Source organism: Anaerospora hongkongensis (genome assembly GCF_004339805.1).
Taxonomy (GTDB): domain Bacteria; phylum Bacillota; class Negativicutes; order Sporomusales; family DSM-15969; genus Anaerospora; species Anaerospora hongkongensis.
This window is the reverse complement of the sequence record NZ_SLUI01000008.1, coordinates 1-17,421: the sequence shown is the minus strand read 5'-3', so window position 1 is coordinate 17,421 and position 17,421 is coordinate 1. Positions and strand designations below refer to the sequence as shown.

Annotated in this window: 18 protein-coding genes; all 18 read left to right on the top strand. The window is 46.4% G+C overall.

Translation table 11 applies throughout. The annotated features are described in order from the left end of the window. Nucleotides 1–13 precede the first annotated feature (13 nt). The 18 genes from EV210_RS12535 (at nucleotide 14) to EV210_RS12450 (ending at nucleotide 17,183) form a co-directional block, all read left to right on the top strand. A complete protein-coding gene (locus tag EV210_RS12535; protein WP_132080941.1) occupies nucleotides 14–1,600 on the top strand; it encodes a TCP-1/cpn60 chaperonin family protein in 1,587 nt (528 codons plus the stop codon). Nucleotides 1,601–1,615: 15 nt separating this feature from the next. Then, nucleotides 1,616–2,179, top strand: coding sequence for a nucleotide exchange factor GrpE (gene grpE / locus EV210_RS12530; protein ID WP_132080938.1), 564 nt, complete (start codon nucleotides 1,616–1,618; stop codon nucleotides 2,177–2,179). A 27-nt stretch (nucleotides 2,180–2,206) separates the two neighbouring features. Continuing rightward, on the top strand, nucleotides 2,207–4,060 hold the full coding sequence (dnaK, locus tag EV210_RS12525; protein WP_132080934.1) for a molecular chaperone DnaK: 1,854 nt from the start codon (nucleotides 2,207–2,209) through the stop codon (nucleotides 4,058–4,060). A gap of 34 nt (nucleotides 4,061–4,094) precedes the next feature. Further along, entirely contained in the window at nucleotides 4,095–5,222 is a 1,128-nt protein-coding gene (dnaJ, locus tag EV210_RS12520) for a molecular chaperone DnaJ (protein ID WP_132080931.1), read from the top strand. 25 nt (nucleotides 5,223–5,247) lie between these two features. Further along, nucleotides 5,248–6,186 carry a 50S ribosomal protein L11 methyltransferase gene (prmA, locus tag EV210_RS12515; RefSeq protein ID WP_132080928.1) on the top strand — a complete coding sequence of 313 codons (939 nt, stop codon included), beginning with the start codon at nucleotides 5,248–5,250 and terminating at the stop codon, nucleotides 6,184–6,186. Next, nucleotides 6,186–6,920, top strand: a complete 735-nt coding sequence (locus EV210_RS12510; RefSeq protein ID WP_132080925.1) for a 16S rRNA (uracil(1498)-N(3))-methyltransferase — start codon at nucleotides 6,186–6,188, stop codon at nucleotides 6,918–6,920. Before prmA ends, EV210_RS12510 begins: the two co-directional genes overlap by 1 nt. Nucleotides 6,921–6,923: 3 nt before the next feature. Next, nucleotides 6,924–8,222 (top strand): tRNA (N(6)-L-threonylcarbamoyladenosine(37)-C(2))-methylthiotransferase MtaB, encoded by a 1,299-nt coding sequence (gene mtaB, locus EV210_RS12505; RefSeq protein WP_132080922.1) that lies wholly within the window; start codon nucleotides 6,924–6,926, stop codon nucleotides 8,220–8,222. A 103-nt stretch (nucleotides 8,223–8,325) separates the two neighbouring features. Continuing rightward, nucleotides 8,326–8,673: a histidine triad nucleotide-binding protein gene (locus EV210_RS12500; protein ID WP_132080920.1), complete on the top strand. Its 348-nt coding sequence runs from the start codon at nucleotides 8,326–8,328 to the stop codon at nucleotides 8,671–8,673. Between the two features lie 94 nt (nucleotides 8,674–8,767). Beyond that, nucleotides 8,768–8,947, top strand: a complete 180-nt coding sequence (gene rpsU / locus EV210_RS12495; protein ID WP_132080917.1) for a 30S ribosomal protein S21 — start codon at nucleotides 8,768–8,770, stop codon at nucleotides 8,945–8,947. A 57-nt stretch (nucleotides 8,948–9,004) separates the two neighbouring features. Next, entirely contained in the window at nucleotides 9,005–9,457 is a 453-nt protein-coding gene (locus EV210_RS12490; protein ID WP_132080914.1) for a GatB/YqeY domain-containing protein, read from the top strand. 424 nt (nucleotides 9,458–9,881) lie between these two features. After that, the gene (locus EV210_RS12485) at nucleotides 9,882–11,180 is read left to right on the top strand and encodes an NfeD family protein (RefSeq protein WP_132080911.1); all 1,299 of its coding nucleotides are present in this window, start codon (nucleotides 9,882–9,884) and stop codon (nucleotides 11,178–11,180) included. A gap of 18 nt (nucleotides 11,181–11,198) precedes the next feature. Further along, nucleotides 11,199–12,197: a flotillin-like protein FloA gene (floA, locus tag EV210_RS12480; RefSeq protein WP_132080908.1), complete on the top strand. Its 999-nt coding sequence runs from the start codon at nucleotides 11,199–11,201 to the stop codon at nucleotides 12,195–12,197. A gap of 10 nt (nucleotides 12,198–12,207) precedes the next feature. Then, nucleotides 12,208–12,570, top strand: coding sequence for a hypothetical protein (locus tag EV210_RS12475; protein ID WP_132080905.1), 363 nt, complete (start codon nucleotides 12,208–12,210; stop codon nucleotides 12,568–12,570). 130 nt (nucleotides 12,571–12,700) lie between these two features. Next, complete coding sequence (locus EV210_RS12470; protein WP_132080902.1) at nucleotides 12,701–13,300, top strand: TetR/AcrR family transcriptional regulator; 600 nt, start codon at nucleotides 12,701–12,703, stop codon at nucleotides 13,298–13,300. Continuing rightward, nucleotides 13,293–14,264 carry an HlyD family secretion protein gene (locus tag EV210_RS12465; protein WP_132080899.1) on the top strand — a complete coding sequence of 324 codons (972 nt, stop codon included), beginning with the start codon at nucleotides 13,293–13,295 and terminating at the stop codon, nucleotides 14,262–14,264. Before EV210_RS12470 ends, EV210_RS12465 begins: the two co-directional genes overlap by 8 nt. Then, nucleotides 14,261–15,160: an ABC transporter ATP-binding protein gene (locus tag EV210_RS12460; protein ID WP_132080896.1), complete on the top strand. Its 900-nt coding sequence runs from the start codon at nucleotides 14,261–14,263 to the stop codon at nucleotides 15,158–15,160. The genes EV210_RS12465 and EV210_RS12460 overlap by 4 nt, the downstream gene beginning before the upstream one ends. Next, entirely contained in the window at nucleotides 15,160–16,062 is a 903-nt protein-coding gene (locus tag EV210_RS12455) for an ABC transporter ATP-binding protein (RefSeq protein ID WP_132080893.1), read from the top strand. Before EV210_RS12460 ends, EV210_RS12455 begins: the two co-directional genes overlap by 1 nt. Beyond that, the gene (locus tag EV210_RS12450) at nucleotides 16,059–17,183 is read left to right on the top strand and encodes an ABC transporter permease (protein ID WP_132080890.1); all 1,125 of its coding nucleotides are present in this window, start codon (nucleotides 16,059–16,061) and stop codon (nucleotides 17,181–17,183) included. The genes EV210_RS12455 and EV210_RS12450 overlap by 4 nt, the downstream gene beginning before the upstream one ends. Nucleotides 17,184–17,421 lie beyond the last annotated feature (238 nt).

Here is a 17,421-nt window from a genome sequence, read left to right as displayed (position 1 = left end):
GGGAGGATCCGACATGAATCTCAAGCAGGCGGCCGGCAGCGGAGCAGAAGTTGATGAGCGCTTAGCGGCGCTGATTACTAATGCCAATGCTGTAAGGGCGATTACTGCAGCCGTAGAAGGAACAATTGGTCCCAAAGGTCTGGACACCATGCTGGTGGACCGCTTTGGTGAAGTTATTATTACAAATGATGGCGTGACGATTCTTGATAAAATGGATGTCAATCATCCTGCAGCCAAAATGCTGATTAATACGGCTAAGGCACAGCAAGCCGAGGTTGGCGATGGAACGACAACTGCGACGATTATGGCCGGTGGTCTGGTAGCGGAAGGTGTTAATCAGGTGCTGCGGGGAGTGCCTGTTGCCAGGGTGATTGAAGGTGTGAAATTTGGCATTGCGCAGGCACTGGAGCACGTAGCGGCTAACTGCCGGCGTGTAGAGGATTTACAGGATCCGATTTTGTCCAATATTGCCATGATAGCAGGACGCGAACACCAGGATATTGCCGATTTGGTCGTAAAAGCTGCCCGGCTGATTGGTGTGGAAAAGCTGGCAGAAAATAATTTCAAGCTGGCGGATATCATCACAGCCCAGGAAGGGGCTGCCAATGAAGTATTTTTAGGCGTTATTGTCGATAAAGAGCGCATGAATAAAGAAATGCCCGAATCGGTACAAAATGCCAAAGTGCTTTTAATTGATGATGCTTTGGAACCGGAGGAAATAGGTGACGAAGCTTTAAGCACTGAAGCCGGATTTAAGCGGTATATAGAGCTGCAAAATGAATTCAAGGCAAACAGCAGAAAGATTGTTGATCTCGGAGTTAATGTCGTTTTAGTGGACCGCGGTGTACATAGCGATGCCGAAGAAATTTTAGCGGATGCCGGTATTGTAGTTGTTCAGCGGGTAGCGGCTAAAGATCTTCGCAGGGCGGCTGAGCATACCGGAGCTCGTATGATTAAGCGTACGGGGCTTAAGAAAGACACGGCAGACCTGGAAAAATATCTGGGCTTTGCCGAACGGGTTTATGAAGATGAAAAATTGGAACACATCCGTATACTAGGCGGTCAAGGCAAGCCAATGGCAACGATTTTAGTCGGTGCCGCCACCGAGGAAGTAGTCGGTGAAAGGATGCGCATTGCAAAAGATGCGGCCTCAAGTGTGCAGGCAGCGGTAAAGGGCGGTTATGTTCCGGGGGGCGGCTCAATTGAGATTGCCCTGGCCCGTAAAGTTGAAAAATCACGGGAGAATTTAAAGGGGATGGCGGCGTATGGCGTTGATTGTGTGGTTAATGCTTTAAAAAGGCCGCTGTCGCAGATCGTGGAGAATGCCGGCTTCAACCCACTGGAAAAAGTGGAAGAGGCGGTCGCCGCCCAGCTGGCTGAGCAGGCCGATTATCTGGGCATTGACTGTGACACGGGTGCTGTAACCAATATGCTTGCCTTAGGGGTTGTCGACCCGGTACCTGTTAAGCTGCATGCCATAAAGGCAGCAGGTGAAGTCGCTGTAGCAATTCTTAGAATCGATACCATTATAAAGAAAAAAGAAGATGGTGCTAATAGTGGGCAAAGCAACGCCGCAACGGCCGGGATGCCTGATTTTTAAATAGAGGTGAAGTGAATGACTGAGAAATTAGAGCAAGAAGAAGTGAAGAAGGTAAACCCGGAAGCCGAGGGGGAAACACCGGCTGAGGAAGTTTGCTTTCAGTCGTCTGATGTAGAACGAATGCTGGCTGCAATAGCGGAAAAAAATCGCCTTCATGAGGAAATGGCAGAGCGCCTTAAGCGTTTACAAGCTGATTTTGATAATTTCCGCCGTCGCACGCGTCAGGAAAAAGAAGAGCTTTCCGGTATTGTTACCGAGGAAATTCTGCTAAAGCTCCTGCCGGTTATTGACAATTTTGACCGTGCATTATCTACTGCAACAGATAACGCGGATGTTGTTTCTTTTCGTTCCGGTGTTGAAATGATTTATCGACAATTATTCCAGTCGCTTGAGCAGCTGGGCCTTGCGCCTGTCCAGGCGGTAGGCGAAACCTTCAATCCCCAGCAGCATGAAGCCGTTATGCGGGTTGAGGCTGAGGATCAGGCGGACGGATTGATTGTTGAGGAATTTCAAAAGGGCTATATGGTCCGTAATAAAGTAATTCGCCCCAGCATGGTAAAAGTGGTAAGCAATAATTAGTTTGCAAATTTAAGGAGGAATAGAATAATGGCAAAAGTAATAGGAATAGACTTAGGTACTACCAACTCGGTTGTCGCTGTAATGGAAGGCGGCGAACCTGTAGTTATACCAAATGCGGAAGGCGCACGTCTGACACCGTCTGTTGTTGGTTTTTCCAAAACCGGTGAACGTTTGGTAGGACAGCTGGCCAAACGCCAGGCTGTATCAAATCCTGACCGTACGATTCACTCAATCAAACGGCATATGGGTACTAATCATACTGTAAAAATCGATGATAAGAATTATACCCCGCAGGAAATATCTGCCATGATTCTGCAAAAATTAAAACAAGAAGCAGAAGCTTACTTAGGGGAAAAGGTATCGCAGGCAGTTATTACGGTACCAGCTTATTTTACTGACAGCCAGCGTCAGGCAACAAAAGATGCCGGTGCGATTGCCGGTCTGGAAGTATTGCGTATTATTAACGAGCCTACGGCGGCTGCTCTGGCTTACGGCCTTGACAAAGGCGAGGATCACACCATTTTGGTATTTGACTTGGGCGGCGGTACTTTCGACGTTTCCATTCTCGAACTGGGAGACGGCGTATTTGAAGTTAAAGCAACTCACGGTAATAATCGTCTTGGCGGAGATGATTTCGACGAGCGGGTTATGAACTGGATGATTGCTGAATTCAAACGCGAAAACGGCGTAGATCTTTCCCAGGACCGTATGGCAGTACAGCGCTTAAAAGAAGCGGCGGAAAAAGCCAAAATTGAATTGTCCGGCGTACTGACTACGAACATCAATCTGCCGTTCATTACAGCTGATGCCAGCGGCCCGAAACATATGGATATGAATCTTACCCGGGCGAAATTTGATGAACTGACTGCCGACCTGGTAGAAGCTACGATGGCACCTACCCGCCAGGCATTAAATGATTCCGGTTTAAGCTCCAAAGAAATTGATAAAGTTATTTTAGTCGGTGGTTCAACCCGTATTCCTGCTGTGCAGGAAGCTATCAAGAAGTTCCTGGGTAAAGAGCCTCACCGTGGTGTAAATCCTGATGAATCAGTTGCAGTTGGTGCCGCTATTCAAGCCGGTGTACTCGTTGGTGAAGTAAAAGACGTACTGCTGCTTGATGTTACTCCGCTTTCACTGGGTATCGAAACTCTCGGCGGTGTTTTCACTAAAATTATTGATAGAAATACGACGATTCCTACATCCAAGAGCCAAACGTTCTCAACTGCGGCCGACAATCAGCCTTCCGTTGATATTCACGTGCTGCAAGGGGAACGCGAAATGGCTTCCTATAACAAAACTCTGGGACGATTCGAACTTTCCGGCATTCCTCCAGCTCCCCGTGGTGTACCTCGCATCGAAGTAACCTTCGATATCGATGCCAACGGTATTGTTCATGTTTCGGCTAAAGATCTGGGAACTGGTAAAGAACAAAAGATTACCATTACTTCTTCCGGCGGACTGAACAAAGATGAAATTGAGAGAATGGTAAAAGAAGCAGAAGCTCATGCTTCCGAAGACAAACAGCGCAAAGAAGAGATCGAAACCCGCAACAGCGCCGACTCCCTTGTTTATCAAGCAGAAAAGACCATTAAAGATATGGGCGATAAAGCAGACCAAGCGCTGGTTGAAAAAGTGCAGGCTGCTATTGAAAAACTGAAAGAAACCCTCAAAGGTACCGACATCGAAAAAATCAAGGCTGACACTGAAGAATTAACCAAACCGCTTTATGAGTTGACGTCTGCCGTATATAATCAACAGGGAGCCCAGGGCGAGCCAGGGGCACCGGGATTTGATGCTGCCGGCGGTTCACAAGGAGCAGGCAAAGATGACAACGTTGTTGACGCCGATTATAAAGTTGTCGATGATGAAAAGAAAAAATAAGCAACTTTAAATATCAGTTTGGGATGGTGTAACAGTGAGTAAAAAAGATTACTATGAAGTGCTAGGTGTGGCCAAAACGGCGTCAGATGATGAAATTAAAAAGGCGTTCCGTAAATTGGCTCGCAAGTACCATCCTGACGTCAACCGCGATAACCCGAGTGAGGCCGAGGAGAAATTTAAAGAAGCCAACGAAGCTTATGAAGTGCTGTCTAATGCTGAGCGCCGCGCCCAATATGACCAATTTGGTCATGCCGCCTTTGAAGGCGGCGGCGGCGCTCCTGGCGGCGGCTTTGGCGGAGCTGGCGGATTCAGTGATATTTTTGATATGTTTTTTGGTCAATCCGGGTTTGGCGGCGGCCGGCAGTCAGGACCTGAACGCGGTGCCGACTTGCGCTATGATCTGGAGATAACCTTTGAACAGGCAGCTTTTGGCATGGAAACCGAAATTCAGGTCCCCCGAACAGAGGACTGCGGCGTGTGTCACGGATCGGGTGCGGCTGCAGGAACTCAGGCTGAAACTTGCTCGCAATGTCGCGGTACCGGTCAGCAGCAAGTTGTGCAAAACACTCCTTTCGGGCGGATGGTAAATGTTCGCCCTTGTGATCGCTGCCGTGGAGAAGGAAAAATTGTAAAAACGCCTTGCAAAGAATGTCATGGCAAAGGAAAAGTACGGGCGAGAAGGAAGATCAAAATTAAAATCCCCGGCGGAGTCGATAATGGCTCCTGCTTGCGAGTGGCTCACGAAGGGGAAGCAGGCAACCGCGGCGGTCAGCCAGGGGACTTGTATGTTTATATTTTTGTTAAATCGCATAAACTGTTCACTAGAGAAGGCGATGATGTCATTTGCGAAGTGCCAATTACCATTGTACAGGCAGCGCTTGGGGATGAAATTGAAGTGCCGACGCTTGACGGCAAGGTACAGCTCAGAATTCCTGAAGGTACGCAAACGGCTACTGTTTTCCGACTGAAAGACAAAGGTGTGCCCCATCTGCGTGGTTCAGGCCGTGGCGATCAACATGTAAAGGTAAAAGTCATTACGCCTAAGAAATTAACAGATAAGCAGAAAGAATTGTTGCTGGAGTTTGCCAAAGATGGCGGTGAAGATACTAATCCAGAGCAAAAAAGCTTTTTTAAAAAAGTGAAGGACGCCTTTGGTGTATAACGTTTGATAAAAGGGGCGATCTAAAATGAAATGGGCGGAAATTAGTATCCAAACAACACATGAGGCCACCGAAGCGGTGGCTAATATTTTTCATGATTTGGGTGCCAGCGGCGTAATTATTGAGGACCCTGTACTGATCAATGCCTATCGCAGCTCAGGGGCCTGGGACTATTGCGAAATACCGGAGCCTGCCGACGTTGAAATCGTAACGGTTAAGGCTTATCTTCCTGTTGATGACCAGCTGGATGACAAGCTAGGCTTGTTTGAGCAAAAAGTTAATGAACTGGAATTGCATAATTTAAATAAAGGCTGCGGCTTGATAAATTGGGTGGAAGTGCAGGATGAGGATTGGTCCAGTGCCTGGAAAGATTACTTCCACCCGGTGAAGGTAAGCGAGCATATTGTTATAAAGCCCTCCTGGGAAGAATACTTCCCCGCGGTTGATGATATTATTATCGAGCTTGACCCCGGCATGGCTTTTGGTACAGGCACGCATCATACTACCGTGTTATGCATCCGTTTGCTCGACGAATTGGTGCAAACAGGCGATACGGTTTTTGATGTAGGAACCGGTTCCGGAATCTTAGCTGTAGCTGCTGCAAAACTTGGTGCCGCTTCTGTACATGCAATTGATCTTGATCCGGTTGCGGTGAAAGTCGCACAGGAAAACGTTGCCATGAATGATGTGGAACAAACGGTTACTGCTGTACAAGGGGATCTGTTGACAGGTGTTGATGGTCAGGCCGATATTATTGTAGCGAATATTATAGCCGATATTATTATTCAAATCTTGCAGGATTTGCCGCCTCGTTTGAAAGATGACGGTGTGTTTATTGCAAGCGGAATTATTACGGAACGCTTAAGTGACGTAACAGCGGCAATGCTGGATCATCAATTTGTGATTGAAAAAGTTGTGGAAGAAGGCGGCTGGGCGGCTATTGTTGCCCGCAAGGGAGAAGTATAATGCGCCGGTTCTTGCTTTCTGACCGTTTGGCTGACAAGATGGTCGTCGCCGGTGGCGAAGCTCATCATATGCTGCGTGTGCTGCGCCTGGCTGCAGGGGATCAGGTTGTTGTTGTTGATCCGGTGGGACAAGCTGCTGTTGCCAGAATCACACAGGCAAGCGATACAGAAGTGTTTCTATCGATGGAGACTATGCTGGAGGAAGAACGGGAAGCCCCGATTACAATCCGGCTGGCGCAAGGGCTGCCGAAAAGTGATAAAATGGATTTTATTGTGCAAAAGGCGGTCGAACTGGGGATTAGTGAAATTATTCCTATGGAAGCCGATACCAGTGTTGTACGATATGATGCAGCTAAGCAGCAAAATCGCCGTGAGCGCTGGCAAAAAATTGCTGCCGAAGCTGCTAAGCAGTGTCAGCGAACCATTGTGCCAAACGTTGCTGCTGTTCAGGATTTGGCCAAGCTATTGGCGGCAACTGGCGGTGAAACACAAATTATTGTTTTGTATGAGGGGCAGGTACCGTTAGGCTTAAAGCAGGTTCTGCGGGAGAAGCCTGGCAATGATTATCTGCTGATTATTGGACCAGAAGGCGGCTTAAGCAGCCGGGAAGTACAGTTAGCGCAAGAACGGGGCGCGGCAATTGTTACCATGGGACCTCGCATATTGCGTACAGAAACAGCCGCTCTGGCGGCTATTGCCGCTGTCATGTACGAGCATGGTGATTTAGGAGGCTAGAGTGTGCCGCAAGTAGCATTTACAACATTGGGATGTAAAGTAAATCAGTTTGAAACAGAAGTAATAGAGGGTCTGTTTAAGCAGCGGGGCTACGAAGTAGTTCCTTTTTCTGCTAAAGCAGACATTTATGTCATCAATACCTGTTCCGTTACTCATCTGGGAGAAAAGAAATCGCGCCAGTTAATTCGCCGGGCAACGCGTCTGAATCCGGAAGCGGCTATCGTTGTAACAGGCTGTTACGCACAAATTGCTCCGGATAAGGTGGAAGCTATTCCTGGTGTTGATGTTATTGTTGGTACACAGGATCGCCAGAAAATTGTAGAGCTGGTTGAAGAAGCAACAGCAAAGCAGCAGCAAGTAAAAGCTGTTGCTGATATTATGTCTGCCGAGCAATTTGAAGATATTCCTTTGTTTCATATACCGGGGCGGACGAGAGCTTTCTTGAAAATTCAAGAAGGATGCACTAATTTTTGTACATACTGCATTATCCCTTTTGCCCGGGGACCGCTGCGTTCACGACCACTAAGCAGTGTGGTTGGTGAAGCTGAAAAAATGATTGCAGCCGGGTTCCGGGAAATTGTGCTGACAGGTATTCATTTAGGGGCTTATGGACGCGATCACGATAATGGACTTGAGTTGACGGATGCAATCCGGGCCGTGTTAAACGTACAGGACCTTATGAGGCTGCGTTTAGGTTCTCTAGAATCGATTGAAATATCCGAGCAATTAATCAGCCTTATGCACACTGACAAGCGCCTGTGCCCGCACTTGCATTTGCCGCTGCAATCCGGTCATGATACCATATTGTCAAAAATGAACCGCCATTATACGACGGCTGAATTTGAGCAGCTGATTGAAAATATTCGCCGTCAGGTAGACGATATTGCTATATCCACGGATATCATTGTTGGTTTTCCTGGCGAAACAGAAGAAATGTTTGCAGAATCACTGGAATTCATTGAGCGGATGCGGTTCGCCCGCATTCACGTTTTCCCATATTCAAAGCGCGAAGGTACACCTGCTGCAAATTTTGCCGGACAGGTCAGTGAACAGGAAAAGAAAGAGCGTGCCCATCAACTGCAAGTAATCGCTGATAAGGCTGCGAAAGATTTTAACAATCGCTTTATCGGAAGCGTGATAGATGTTCTCTTCGAGGGTGAAAAAGACGGTATTCTGGAAGGTTTGTCTGGCAATTATATTCGCGTTTATGCACCGGGGGACAAAACCCTGCAGGGGAAATTATGCCGTGTAGCCGTCGAGAAGGATTACAAAGACGGTATTTGGGGACAAATTACGAATTAAATTTTGAACAATGCTCCTCAGGCAGCAGGATTATTGTACTCTAGGACGAATAATTCTGGATATAGCTGGGATATTGGTACTATGATGCGACAGGAGGTGCTGTATGCAGCAAGATTGTATTTTTTGCAAAATAGCAGCAAAAGAAATACCCGTTCAACCGATATACGAGGATGAGCAGCTGATTGCTTTTCCTGATATTAATCCGGCAGCTCCTGTTCATGTGCTCATTATTCCCAAAAAGCATATTGCCAGCATTTTGGAAATCGAACCAGAGGATCAATTCGTAATGGGACAGATGCTGTCTGCCATAAAGCGGATAGCGGAGCAAGCTGGCTTGGCGGATGAAGGTTTTCGCGTTGTTATGAACACAAAAGAGAACGGCGGACAAACTGTACATCATCTGCATTGTCATATTCTCGGCGGTCGGGCGATGACCTGGCCTCCAGGTTAATGTTGACAATGTTTGTCATATTAGGTATAATACTTAGGTGTATGTAGAAGTAACTGCACTTCCCTGAAGGTCAGTGTGGAGGGAGGGAGATCAGATGTCAGAAATCAAGGTAGGTAAAAACGAAACACTTGATAGCGCACTCCGTAGGTTTAAACGCTCTTGCCAAAAGGCTGGTGTTCTTTCGGAAGTGAGAAAACGCGAACACTACGAAAAACCTAGTGTCAAACGCAAGAAAAAGTCCGAAGCGGCTCGCAAACGTAAATTTAAAGCTTAAACAGTTCTTCTGCAGGACTACACTGATGGCTTTTCGCTAGTCTCGGAGGTATCGCTGATGTCTACTAAGGAACGTTTAACTGAAGACATGAAACAGGCCATGAAAGATAAAGAAGCTGGCAAACTCCGGCTATCTGTTATCCGCATGGTTCGAGCAAGTATTAAAAATGTTGAAATTGACCGCAAAAAAGAGCTGGCCGAAGAAGAAGTTCTTGATGTTTTGGCAAAAGAACTGAAGTTACGCCGGGATGCAATGGCCGAATTTGAGAAAGCAAACCGCCTTGATCTGGTTGAAAACCTGGAAAAAGAAGTTGCTGTCTTAATGGCTTACCTTCCGCAGCAATTAACGGAAGAGGAAGTACGGGTCTTTGTTGCCGACGCAGTTCAAGAAACACAGGCTTCGACTGCTAAGGATATGGGCAAGGTGATGGCTGCCCTGATGCCGAAAGTAAAAGGCCGTGCCGATGGTAAGCTGGTCAATACAATCGTTCGCGAAATGCTCAATAACTAACACATGCCGGTATCCGACCAGGATACCGGTTTTAGTTTTTATCTAGGGATAAATGCATAAAAAATAAGTCAGGTAAAAACCTGACTTATTTTAGCGTTCATGAATTGTCTGCAGTAATGAGTGTGATAATTGCTCAGGGTTGAAATGAATTTTATTATAAAAAAAGTTGATAATTAGCGCGATATTTGCTTAAGATAATACGACAATAACTGGATAAATTGCCGGAGATAGACAGGTCGGTTATTGCATGTCCAAGGAAATATACTAGGTCGTACATATACAGCTAGGAAAGTAAATAAATAACTAACATGAACTAAATATGACAATAACATACAGAAAACGACAAGTCAACAGTTTTTATCTGGAAAACAGGAAAGGACGGGTTATGCCGCGAATATAGTATATAGGCCATTGGAGGTGAAATATGGAACGAATCAGGCGTATTTTTTTACTTTTCCTTTGCCTGGCACTATGGGTAACTCTCGGTGTTTCTGCTGCAGTTGAACCGGCTTCATCCGTTGCTGTTGTGACAATAAAGGGTGAAATTGATGGTGGTCAGTCTGCTTTGCTGCAGCGTGCGTTTCAGGAAGCGCAAAAAAATAATGCCCGGGCTATATTGGTTGAACTGGACACATTTGGCGGTTTGGTTGATGCCGCCGTACAAATGCGGGATGTCATTATTGATTCGCCGGTACCGACGATTTGTTATATCAAAAACAGAGCCTGGTCTGCGGGGGCGTTAATTGCTCTGGCTCATCAAAGTATTGCGGTTGCTCCGGGAGGCAGTATTGGCGCAGCAGAGCCTATACCAACCACTGAAAAAACAGTAGCTGCACTGAAAGCGGAGTTTGCGGCTACAGCGAATAAGACTGGACGCAACCCCAGAGTTGCCGAAGCTATGGTGGATAAATCCCTGGGACTTCCCGGGTATGCAGAACCAGGGCAGATACTGGCGCTCACCGATTATCAGGCAAAAGATGTCGGCTTTGCCGATTTTGTTGCGGTGGACCGTGCTGCTGTATTGGCTCATTATGGTTTCAGTGATGCAACCGTAGTGGAGTACCAGCCGCAATGGACAGACCGACTGGCAGGCTGGCTGTCCAACCCAGCTATTAAATCAGGACTTTTATCGCTGATTTTCCTTGCCGTACTAGCTGAAATTAAGACTGCTGGAACCGGAGTTGGCGCGTTGGTCGCAATCGTGGCAGCAGTGTTATTCTTCGGCAGTCAGTGGCTGACAGGAGTGGCAGGCCTTTTGGAAATCTTGCTTTTTGCGGCGGGCTGCATTTTATTGGTCGTAGAACTGTATGTGCCGGGAACAGGCTTGTTTGGTATAGCCGGGCTGGCTAGTATTTTGGCAAGCTTTTTCCTCAGCTTAGGTGCTAATTTGTCGGCTGTCACTACAATGACAATCAGTCTTGTCGTTGCCATTATTGCTTTTGCTGTACTTGCCAGATACCTGCCATCCAGCAAGCTTTGGACCAAGCTCATCCTGAAAGACAGCGAGACGACGCAGGCCGGTTATACCAGTGCCCAGGACTATGACTGTTATCTGGGCTGTGAAGGAATTACGATCACGCAATTAAGACCTGCAGGCAGAATTGAACTGAAAGGTGTACAATTGGATGTCGTTTCTGAAGGAAGATTTCTTCCTGCTGGTATTCCGGTCAAAGTGGTAAGTGTCAAAGGCAATCGGATTGTGGTTCATCCCATTGTGGAGTAGATATAAGGAGGAATGTAAATGTCAATCCTGTTAATCCCGATACTCGGTGTGTTACTGTTTTTTGTTGTTGCTGCGGTATTTCTTCATTTTGTACCACTGGGTCTTTGGATCTCAGCCTTGGCGGCAGGTGTAAATGTGGGAATTTTTACGTTGGTCGGTATGCGGCTGCGCCGTGTTCCCCCCGCTCAAATTGTAATGCCCTTAATTAAAGCCAATAAAGCAGGCCTGGACGTCAATGTAAACCAACTGGAAGCACATTATCTTGCAGGCGGTGATGTTGACCGCGTGGTAGATGCCTTGATTGCCGCACATCGTGCTCAAATTCCGCTGCCTTTTGAACGGTCTGCCGCTATTGACTTAGCTGGCCGTAATGTATTAGAAGCGGTACAAATGAGCGTTAATCCGAAAGTAATTGAAACCCCTGTCGTTTCTGCGGTAGCAAAAAATGGTATTGAATTAAAGGTAAAAGCAAGAGTTACGGTGCGGGCTAACATTGACCGGTTGGTAGGGGGCGCCGGTGAAGCAACAATCATTGCCCGGGTAGGGGAAGGTATTGTCACGACTGTTGGTTCATCTACCGATCACAAGGATGTATTGGAGAACCCCGATCATATTTCGCGTACGGTATTGTCAAAAGGCTTAGATGCGGGAACAGCATTTGAGATTTTGTCAATCGATATTGCCGACGTCGATGTAGGGCGCAACATTGGTGCTGAGCTGCTGACAGATCAGGCCGAAGCAGAGAAGCGCATTGCCCAAGCCAGAGCTGAAGAACGCAGGGCAATGGCTGTAGCGAAAGAACAGGAAATGAAAGCGTTTACCCAGGAGATGCAGGCGAAGGTTGTGGAAGCGCAGGCAGAAGTACCCCGGGCATTAGCAGTGGCACTAAAAGAAGGCCATATGGGTGTTATGGACTACTATAATATGAATAATGTTCTTGCCGATACCCAGATGAGGGAGACTATCGCCAAAGCTGGTCCTAACACTTCAGCCAGAATTGATGAGCAAAAAAAGTAGGTGACCTGTAGTGGAATTGAAATATCTCCTCATTATCATGGCCCTGCTTTATATCTTACCGGAACTTTTCCGCCGGAAACCGAAAAAGTATGAGTATCCTACAATTCCGGAATCTATGCCGCATAAGCCATATCCGGATGCGCCAAAAGCTGAGCCGCTGCCCATTGTTAAGCCCAATACCGTCACTCCCAAGGCAGCTATGCCGCCGGAGGTACATATTCCAGTGGTGGCAGCAGAGCCATCTCCCTGGCAGGGGCAGCTTACTATGGCCAACATTCAAACAGGCTATATCTTTGCTGAGATTTTACAACCACCGCGGGCTTATCGGCCGATCAAGCCAAGCCGCGGATTGTCACCTAGACCTAAAGAGTAAGAGAAAATGTCCTGCGAGTAAGCAGGGCATTTTTTTGTGCGGTTTTTAGCGAATATTCGCAAATATAACTTGCACTGCAGAAAAATCCGTGCTATCGTTTAATTAAACGATTGATTAAACGAGGTGCCTAATGAGTGAACAAGATGCAAAAGAACGCTTATTATCAGCTGCAACACAGCTTTTTGCAGAAAAAGGATATTCTGCGGTATCCATTCGGCTGCTGGCTAAGGCTGCTAATGTAAATAGTGCTTTGGTTTCGTATTACTTTGGCGGCAAGGAAGGTCTTTATAAAGAAGTGCTGCAAAATCAGTTCTTGCAAGCGGTAGCGCGAATTGAAGCAATTCCCGGAGCGCTGGCGCCTAAGCCAAGACTGGAAGCGTTTGCCTGGACAATGGCGGACATTCATCAAGAACTTCCCTGGTTGTTGAGACTGGGCCAAAGTGAAATGACCAACCCAACTAACTGTTTTGCGGAAATTGTCAGGCCTAATATTGCCAGGCTCTATCAATTCCTGTACCAAACAGTTGAGCAAGGTATTCAGGCAGGCCAATTCAAAGCAAATATTAATCCCGGCTATGCGGCATTAGCATTAGCCAGTATTCTTAATTTTTATTTTATTGCCCGGCCGGTTGCAAACAGTTTCTTAGGGATAAATCAAGGTGGCGAATATATTCGCCAGGCTATTGAATTGTATCTGCGGGGATTGGAGAGGAGGCAGGAAGATGAATAAAAAAATTGTCGCCATTGGTCTGCTGCTTTTGGTACTGGCAGCAGCTACAGCCTATAAACTGTATCATCGCGAAGCAGAAACGATGACCGCAACCGGTACAATTGAGGTAACACGCGTTGATATTTCCCCTAAAGTTGGCGGGCAGCTTGTTGAACTGCTGGTGAAAGAAGGCGATTCAGTCCAGGCGGGGCAAAAAGTTGCCCGTGTTTCCCGGCCTGATTTAGATGCCCAGCTGCTGCGGGATGAAGCCGCTTATAAACGAGCGGAAATTCAGCTGACAGATTTGCAAAAAGGTTCTCGCCCGCAGGAGAAAGAAGATGCCCTGACCTCGGTTGTATCGGCACGGGTTTTATACAATAAGGCACAAAGCGATTATCAAAGGTATGCCGAGCTTTTTGCGAAAGGGGCAATATCTGCCCAGCAATTAGAATCAAGTAAGGCTGGCAGGGACGTTGCTTATCAGACCTATATGGCCGCTCAATCCCGCCAGGGCATAGTAGAGGAAGGCAACCGTATTGATGTTGTGGATGCACAGCGTCTTGAAGTAGAGCGTAATAAGGCAATCGTCGAAGCAAGCCGGACGGTAGTAAATGATACAACCGTCATTAGCCCCGGAGTAGGGACGGTTGTAAGTAAAAATGTAGAAGCCGGTGAATATGTAAATGCAGGTAATCCCATTATTACGGTTGTTAAACTTTCCGAATGCTGGGTGAAGGTGTATATTGCCTCAACGCAGCTTGGTCAAATTTCGTTGAACCAAGAGGTTCAGGTTAAAGTTGATTCGTATCCTGAGCGCATTTTTCACGGAGTAATTAGCGAAATAAGTCAAACAGCTGAATTTACGCCGCGGCAAAGCTTAACGCAGCGTGAACGTGCCAATATGGTATTTGGTGTAAAAGTACGGGTCGATAACCCGGACGGCATATTAAAAGCGGGTATGCCGGCTGATGTGAGAATTCCATGATACACATGATGAATGTAAGCAAGCAATTCGGCTCGCTGGCAGCAGTAAAGAATATCTCCCTGTCTGTTCAAGCAGGTGAAATATTTGGTTTTGTCGGTCCTGACGGTGCGGGAAAAACGACAACTATGCGCATGCTTATCGGCATTCTCACTGCTTCTGCTGGTGTTATTACCGTCATGAACAAAACAAAGCTGGAGCAGATTAAACCTTATATCGGCTATGTGCCGCAGAAATTCAGTCTGTATGGCGATCTGACGGTAATGGAAAATATTCGCCTGGTCGGTTCTCTCTACGGTGCTTCACAGGCAGAGATTAAGCGGCAGGCGGAAGAAATCCTGAAATTTACTAACTTATGGCCGTTTCAGGACCGGTTAGCAGATAAGTTATCAGGGGGAATGAAACAAAAACTCGCTTTAGCAGCAGGCTTGATGCACGAACCGGAACTATTTTTTCTTGATGAACCTACAACCGGCGTTGATCCAGTGTCCCGGCGGGAATTTTGGCAGATGCTCTACGGATTAAACAAAACGGGGATGACTGTTGTTGTTTCGACACCATATATGGATGAAGCCGAATTGTGTACGCGGATCGCCTTTTTCAATTCCGGCAAGGTTGTTGCCTGCGATACTCCGCAGCAGCTCAAACAAAATTATCCTTACCGCATACTGGAAATCCGGACTGAGAGCAAAGATATCAGGCGGCATTTGTCTGCTTGCCCTGTTATTGATGTTAATACCTTTGGCGAAGCCTATCATGTAGTGGTAAAAGAGCTGGCCAGTGCCAAGACCGCAATAGAGGCTGCTCTGAAGGACGCAGGAATTTCCGCTTTTGCTATACGGGAAGTGAAACCTACGCTGGAAGATGTATTTGTATATTTAGCAGATGAGGTGAGCTAATGTTTATTATTGAAACAGAAAATCTCACCCGCCGTTTTGAAAGCTTTACAGCCGTGGATAAGGTTACGATGCGGATTAAAAAAGGTTCTATCTATGGTTTTCTAGGTCCTAATGGCTCGGGGAAATCGACAACGATTCGAATGCTATGCGGGATACTGGCGCCAACAGCCGGAAAAGGAACGGTACTTGGCTATGATATTGCCCGTGAAGGAGAGCAAATCAAACAGCATATTGGTTATATGTCCCAAAAATTCAGTCTCTATGAGGACTTAACCGTAAAGGAAAACCTGGAATTCTATGCAGGCATGTATAACCTGTCTGGCAAGAACAAACAAGCGCGTATCAGTCAGATGATTGCGATGGCTGGTTTGAATGGCCGGGAAAACGAGTTGACGGTTAATTTGTCAGGGGGGTGGAAACAACGGCTGGCACTAGGCTGCTCAATCCTGCATTCACCGTCTATTGTTTTTCTGGATGAGCCAACGGGAGGCGTTGATCCTAAATCGAGGCGGTTATTTTGGGAAATCATTTATGATTTAGCGAATGCCGGCACGACCATACTAGTTACTACTCATTTTATGGATGAAGCCGAACGCTGTGATGATATTGGCTTTATCTTTGAAGGGAAATTAATTGCGTCCAATACGCCTACCGGGTTAAAGCAAGCAATAACAGATACGCTGATTCGCATTGAAGATACTCACTCCATGGAGCTGCTGACGGCAATCCAGGAAAAAGAAGGAGTGGTCGATGCCTATGTGCAAGGCAATGCCGTGCACGTTTTGGTTCAAGCAGATCAATTGGCAGCTTTCTCCCCATATCCTTATGAAATTATTTCCCCATCCTTAGAAGATGTTTTCGTGTATTTTGTTAACTCTCATAGAAAGGAGTTGATGGTATGAGGCGTTTGCGAGCGATTTTGATAAAAGAATTTATTCAAATGCGACGTGACCGGATAACCTTTGCGATGATGATCGCTTTACCGGTTATTCAGTTGATTGTTTTTGGTTTTGCCATCAATACCGATGTCAAGCATTTACCGACAATCGTATTTGACCAGTCGCTGCAGCACGAAAGCCGTGATTTATTGGCTTCGTTTGAGGCAAGCGGTTACTTCGACATCAAGTATACCGGAGCAAGCTATGAAGATGTTACAAGAGCGATTGAAAGTGGAAGGAGTAAAGTGGGGATTATTTTTCCGCCGGATTTTACGGAGAACCGCAAGCATGGGAGAGCAGCTCAAGTGCAGGTTATTGTTGATGCCTCTGACTCTATGTCGGCGTCATCGGCAATTAGTACTGCGCAAATGATCGGACTGCTCAAATCGCAGGAGATCATAGCAGCCAAATTGCAAGCAAGCGGAATCAGCCAAACAGGAATGCCTTATGATGTGCGGATTCGTCCTTGGTATAATCCGGACTTTGTTTCCGCTTATTATATGGTGCCTGGTATCATCGGCGTCATTCTGACCATGACGATGGTGATGATAACTTCTATGGCTATTGTACGGGAGCGGGAAAGAGGGACACTTGAACAATTGATTGTTACTCCTTTAAAAGCGCATGAATTAATGCTTGGCAAAATTATTCCATATATCTTTGTCGGCTATGTGCAAATTACATTAGCACTTGCCGTAGGAATTGTTGTCTTTGATATTCCGGTTCGCGGCAGCCTGGGACTTTTATATGCCTTAGCTTCCGTTTTTATTATAGCCTCGTTGTCCTTAGGTGTATTTATCTCTAATTTAGCCAAAACGCAGATGCAGGCAATGCAGATGTCCTTTTTTGTTTTTCTGCCCAGTGTTTTATTATCCGGATTTATGTTTCCCCGTGAGGCAATGCCTCTGTTCTTTTATGCACTTGGCAATGTTATTCCGTTGACTTTCTTTCTGGAAATTGTCAGAGCAATTATCTTAAAAGGAATCGGCCTGCAATATCTTTGGTCTCAGCTGTTTGCACTGATTGCTTTTATCTTTGCTGTCTTTACCGCTAGCATCTTCCGATTCAAAAAAACGCTGGAATAAAAATTGAAGGGAATTAGTCAAAAATAGGTTGACAGTATAAAAGTAAAGTGTTATTCTATATAAGCTCTCTTCGGGGAGCAAATGCTTCAGAAAAAAACATGTTGACAGAACAAAACAGTTATGTTAACATAAATAAGCTGTCACCGCGACAAGCGATGACAACGAAAACAAAGTGTTCCTTGAAAACTGAACAATGTAAGATGAAATAAACGCCAGATGTTAGGTGTTTCACTGAAAC

Coding starts and splice junctions, on each gene's coding strand:
- EV210_RS12535 (WP_132080941.1), top strand. CDS start 14: ATGAATCTCAAGCAGGCGGCCGGCAGCGGAGCAGAAGTTGATGAGCGC.
- floA (WP_132080908.1), top strand. CDS start 11,199: ATGTCAATCCTGTTAATCCCGATACTCGGTGTGTTACTGTTTTTTGTT.
- EV210_RS12450 (WP_132080890.1), top strand. CDS start 16,059: ATGAGGCGTTTGCGAGCGATTTTGATAAAAGAATTTATTCAAATGCGA.
- EV210_RS12510 (WP_132080925.1), top strand. CDS start 6,186: ATGCGCCGGTTCTTGCTTTCTGACCGTTTGGCTGACAAGATGGTCGTC.
- EV210_RS12470 (WP_132080902.1), top strand. CDS start 12,701: ATGAGTGAACAAGATGCAAAAGAACGCTTATTATCAGCTGCAACACAG.
- EV210_RS12465 (WP_132080899.1), top strand. CDS start 13,293: ATGAATAAAAAAATTGTCGCCATTGGTCTGCTGCTTTTGGTACTGGCA.
- EV210_RS12500 (WP_132080920.1), top strand. CDS start 8,326: ATGCAGCAAGATTGTATTTTTTGCAAAATAGCAGCAAAAGAAATACCC.
- grpE (WP_132080938.1), top strand. CDS start 1,616: ATGACTGAGAAATTAGAGCAAGAAGAAGTGAAGAAGGTAAACCCGGAA.
- prmA (WP_132080928.1), top strand. CDS start 5,248: ATGAAATGGGCGGAAATTAGTATCCAAACAACACATGAGGCCACCGAA.
- EV210_RS12490 (WP_132080914.1), top strand. CDS start 9,005: ATGTCTACTAAGGAACGTTTAACTGAAGACATGAAACAGGCCATGAAA.
- dnaK (WP_132080934.1), top strand. CDS start 2,207: ATGGCAAAAGTAATAGGAATAGACTTAGGTACTACCAACTCGGTTGTC.
- EV210_RS12460 (WP_132080896.1), top strand. CDS start 14,261: ATGATACACATGATGAATGTAAGCAAGCAATTCGGCTCGCTGGCAGCA.
- rpsU (WP_132080917.1), top strand. CDS start 8,768: ATGTCAGAAATCAAGGTAGGTAAAAACGAAACACTTGATAGCGCACTC.
- EV210_RS12485 (WP_132080911.1), top strand. CDS start 9,882: ATGGAACGAATCAGGCGTATTTTTTTACTTTTCCTTTGCCTGGCACTA.
- EV210_RS12455 (WP_132080893.1), top strand. CDS start 15,160: ATGTTTATTATTGAAACAGAAAATCTCACCCGCCGTTTTGAAAGCTTT.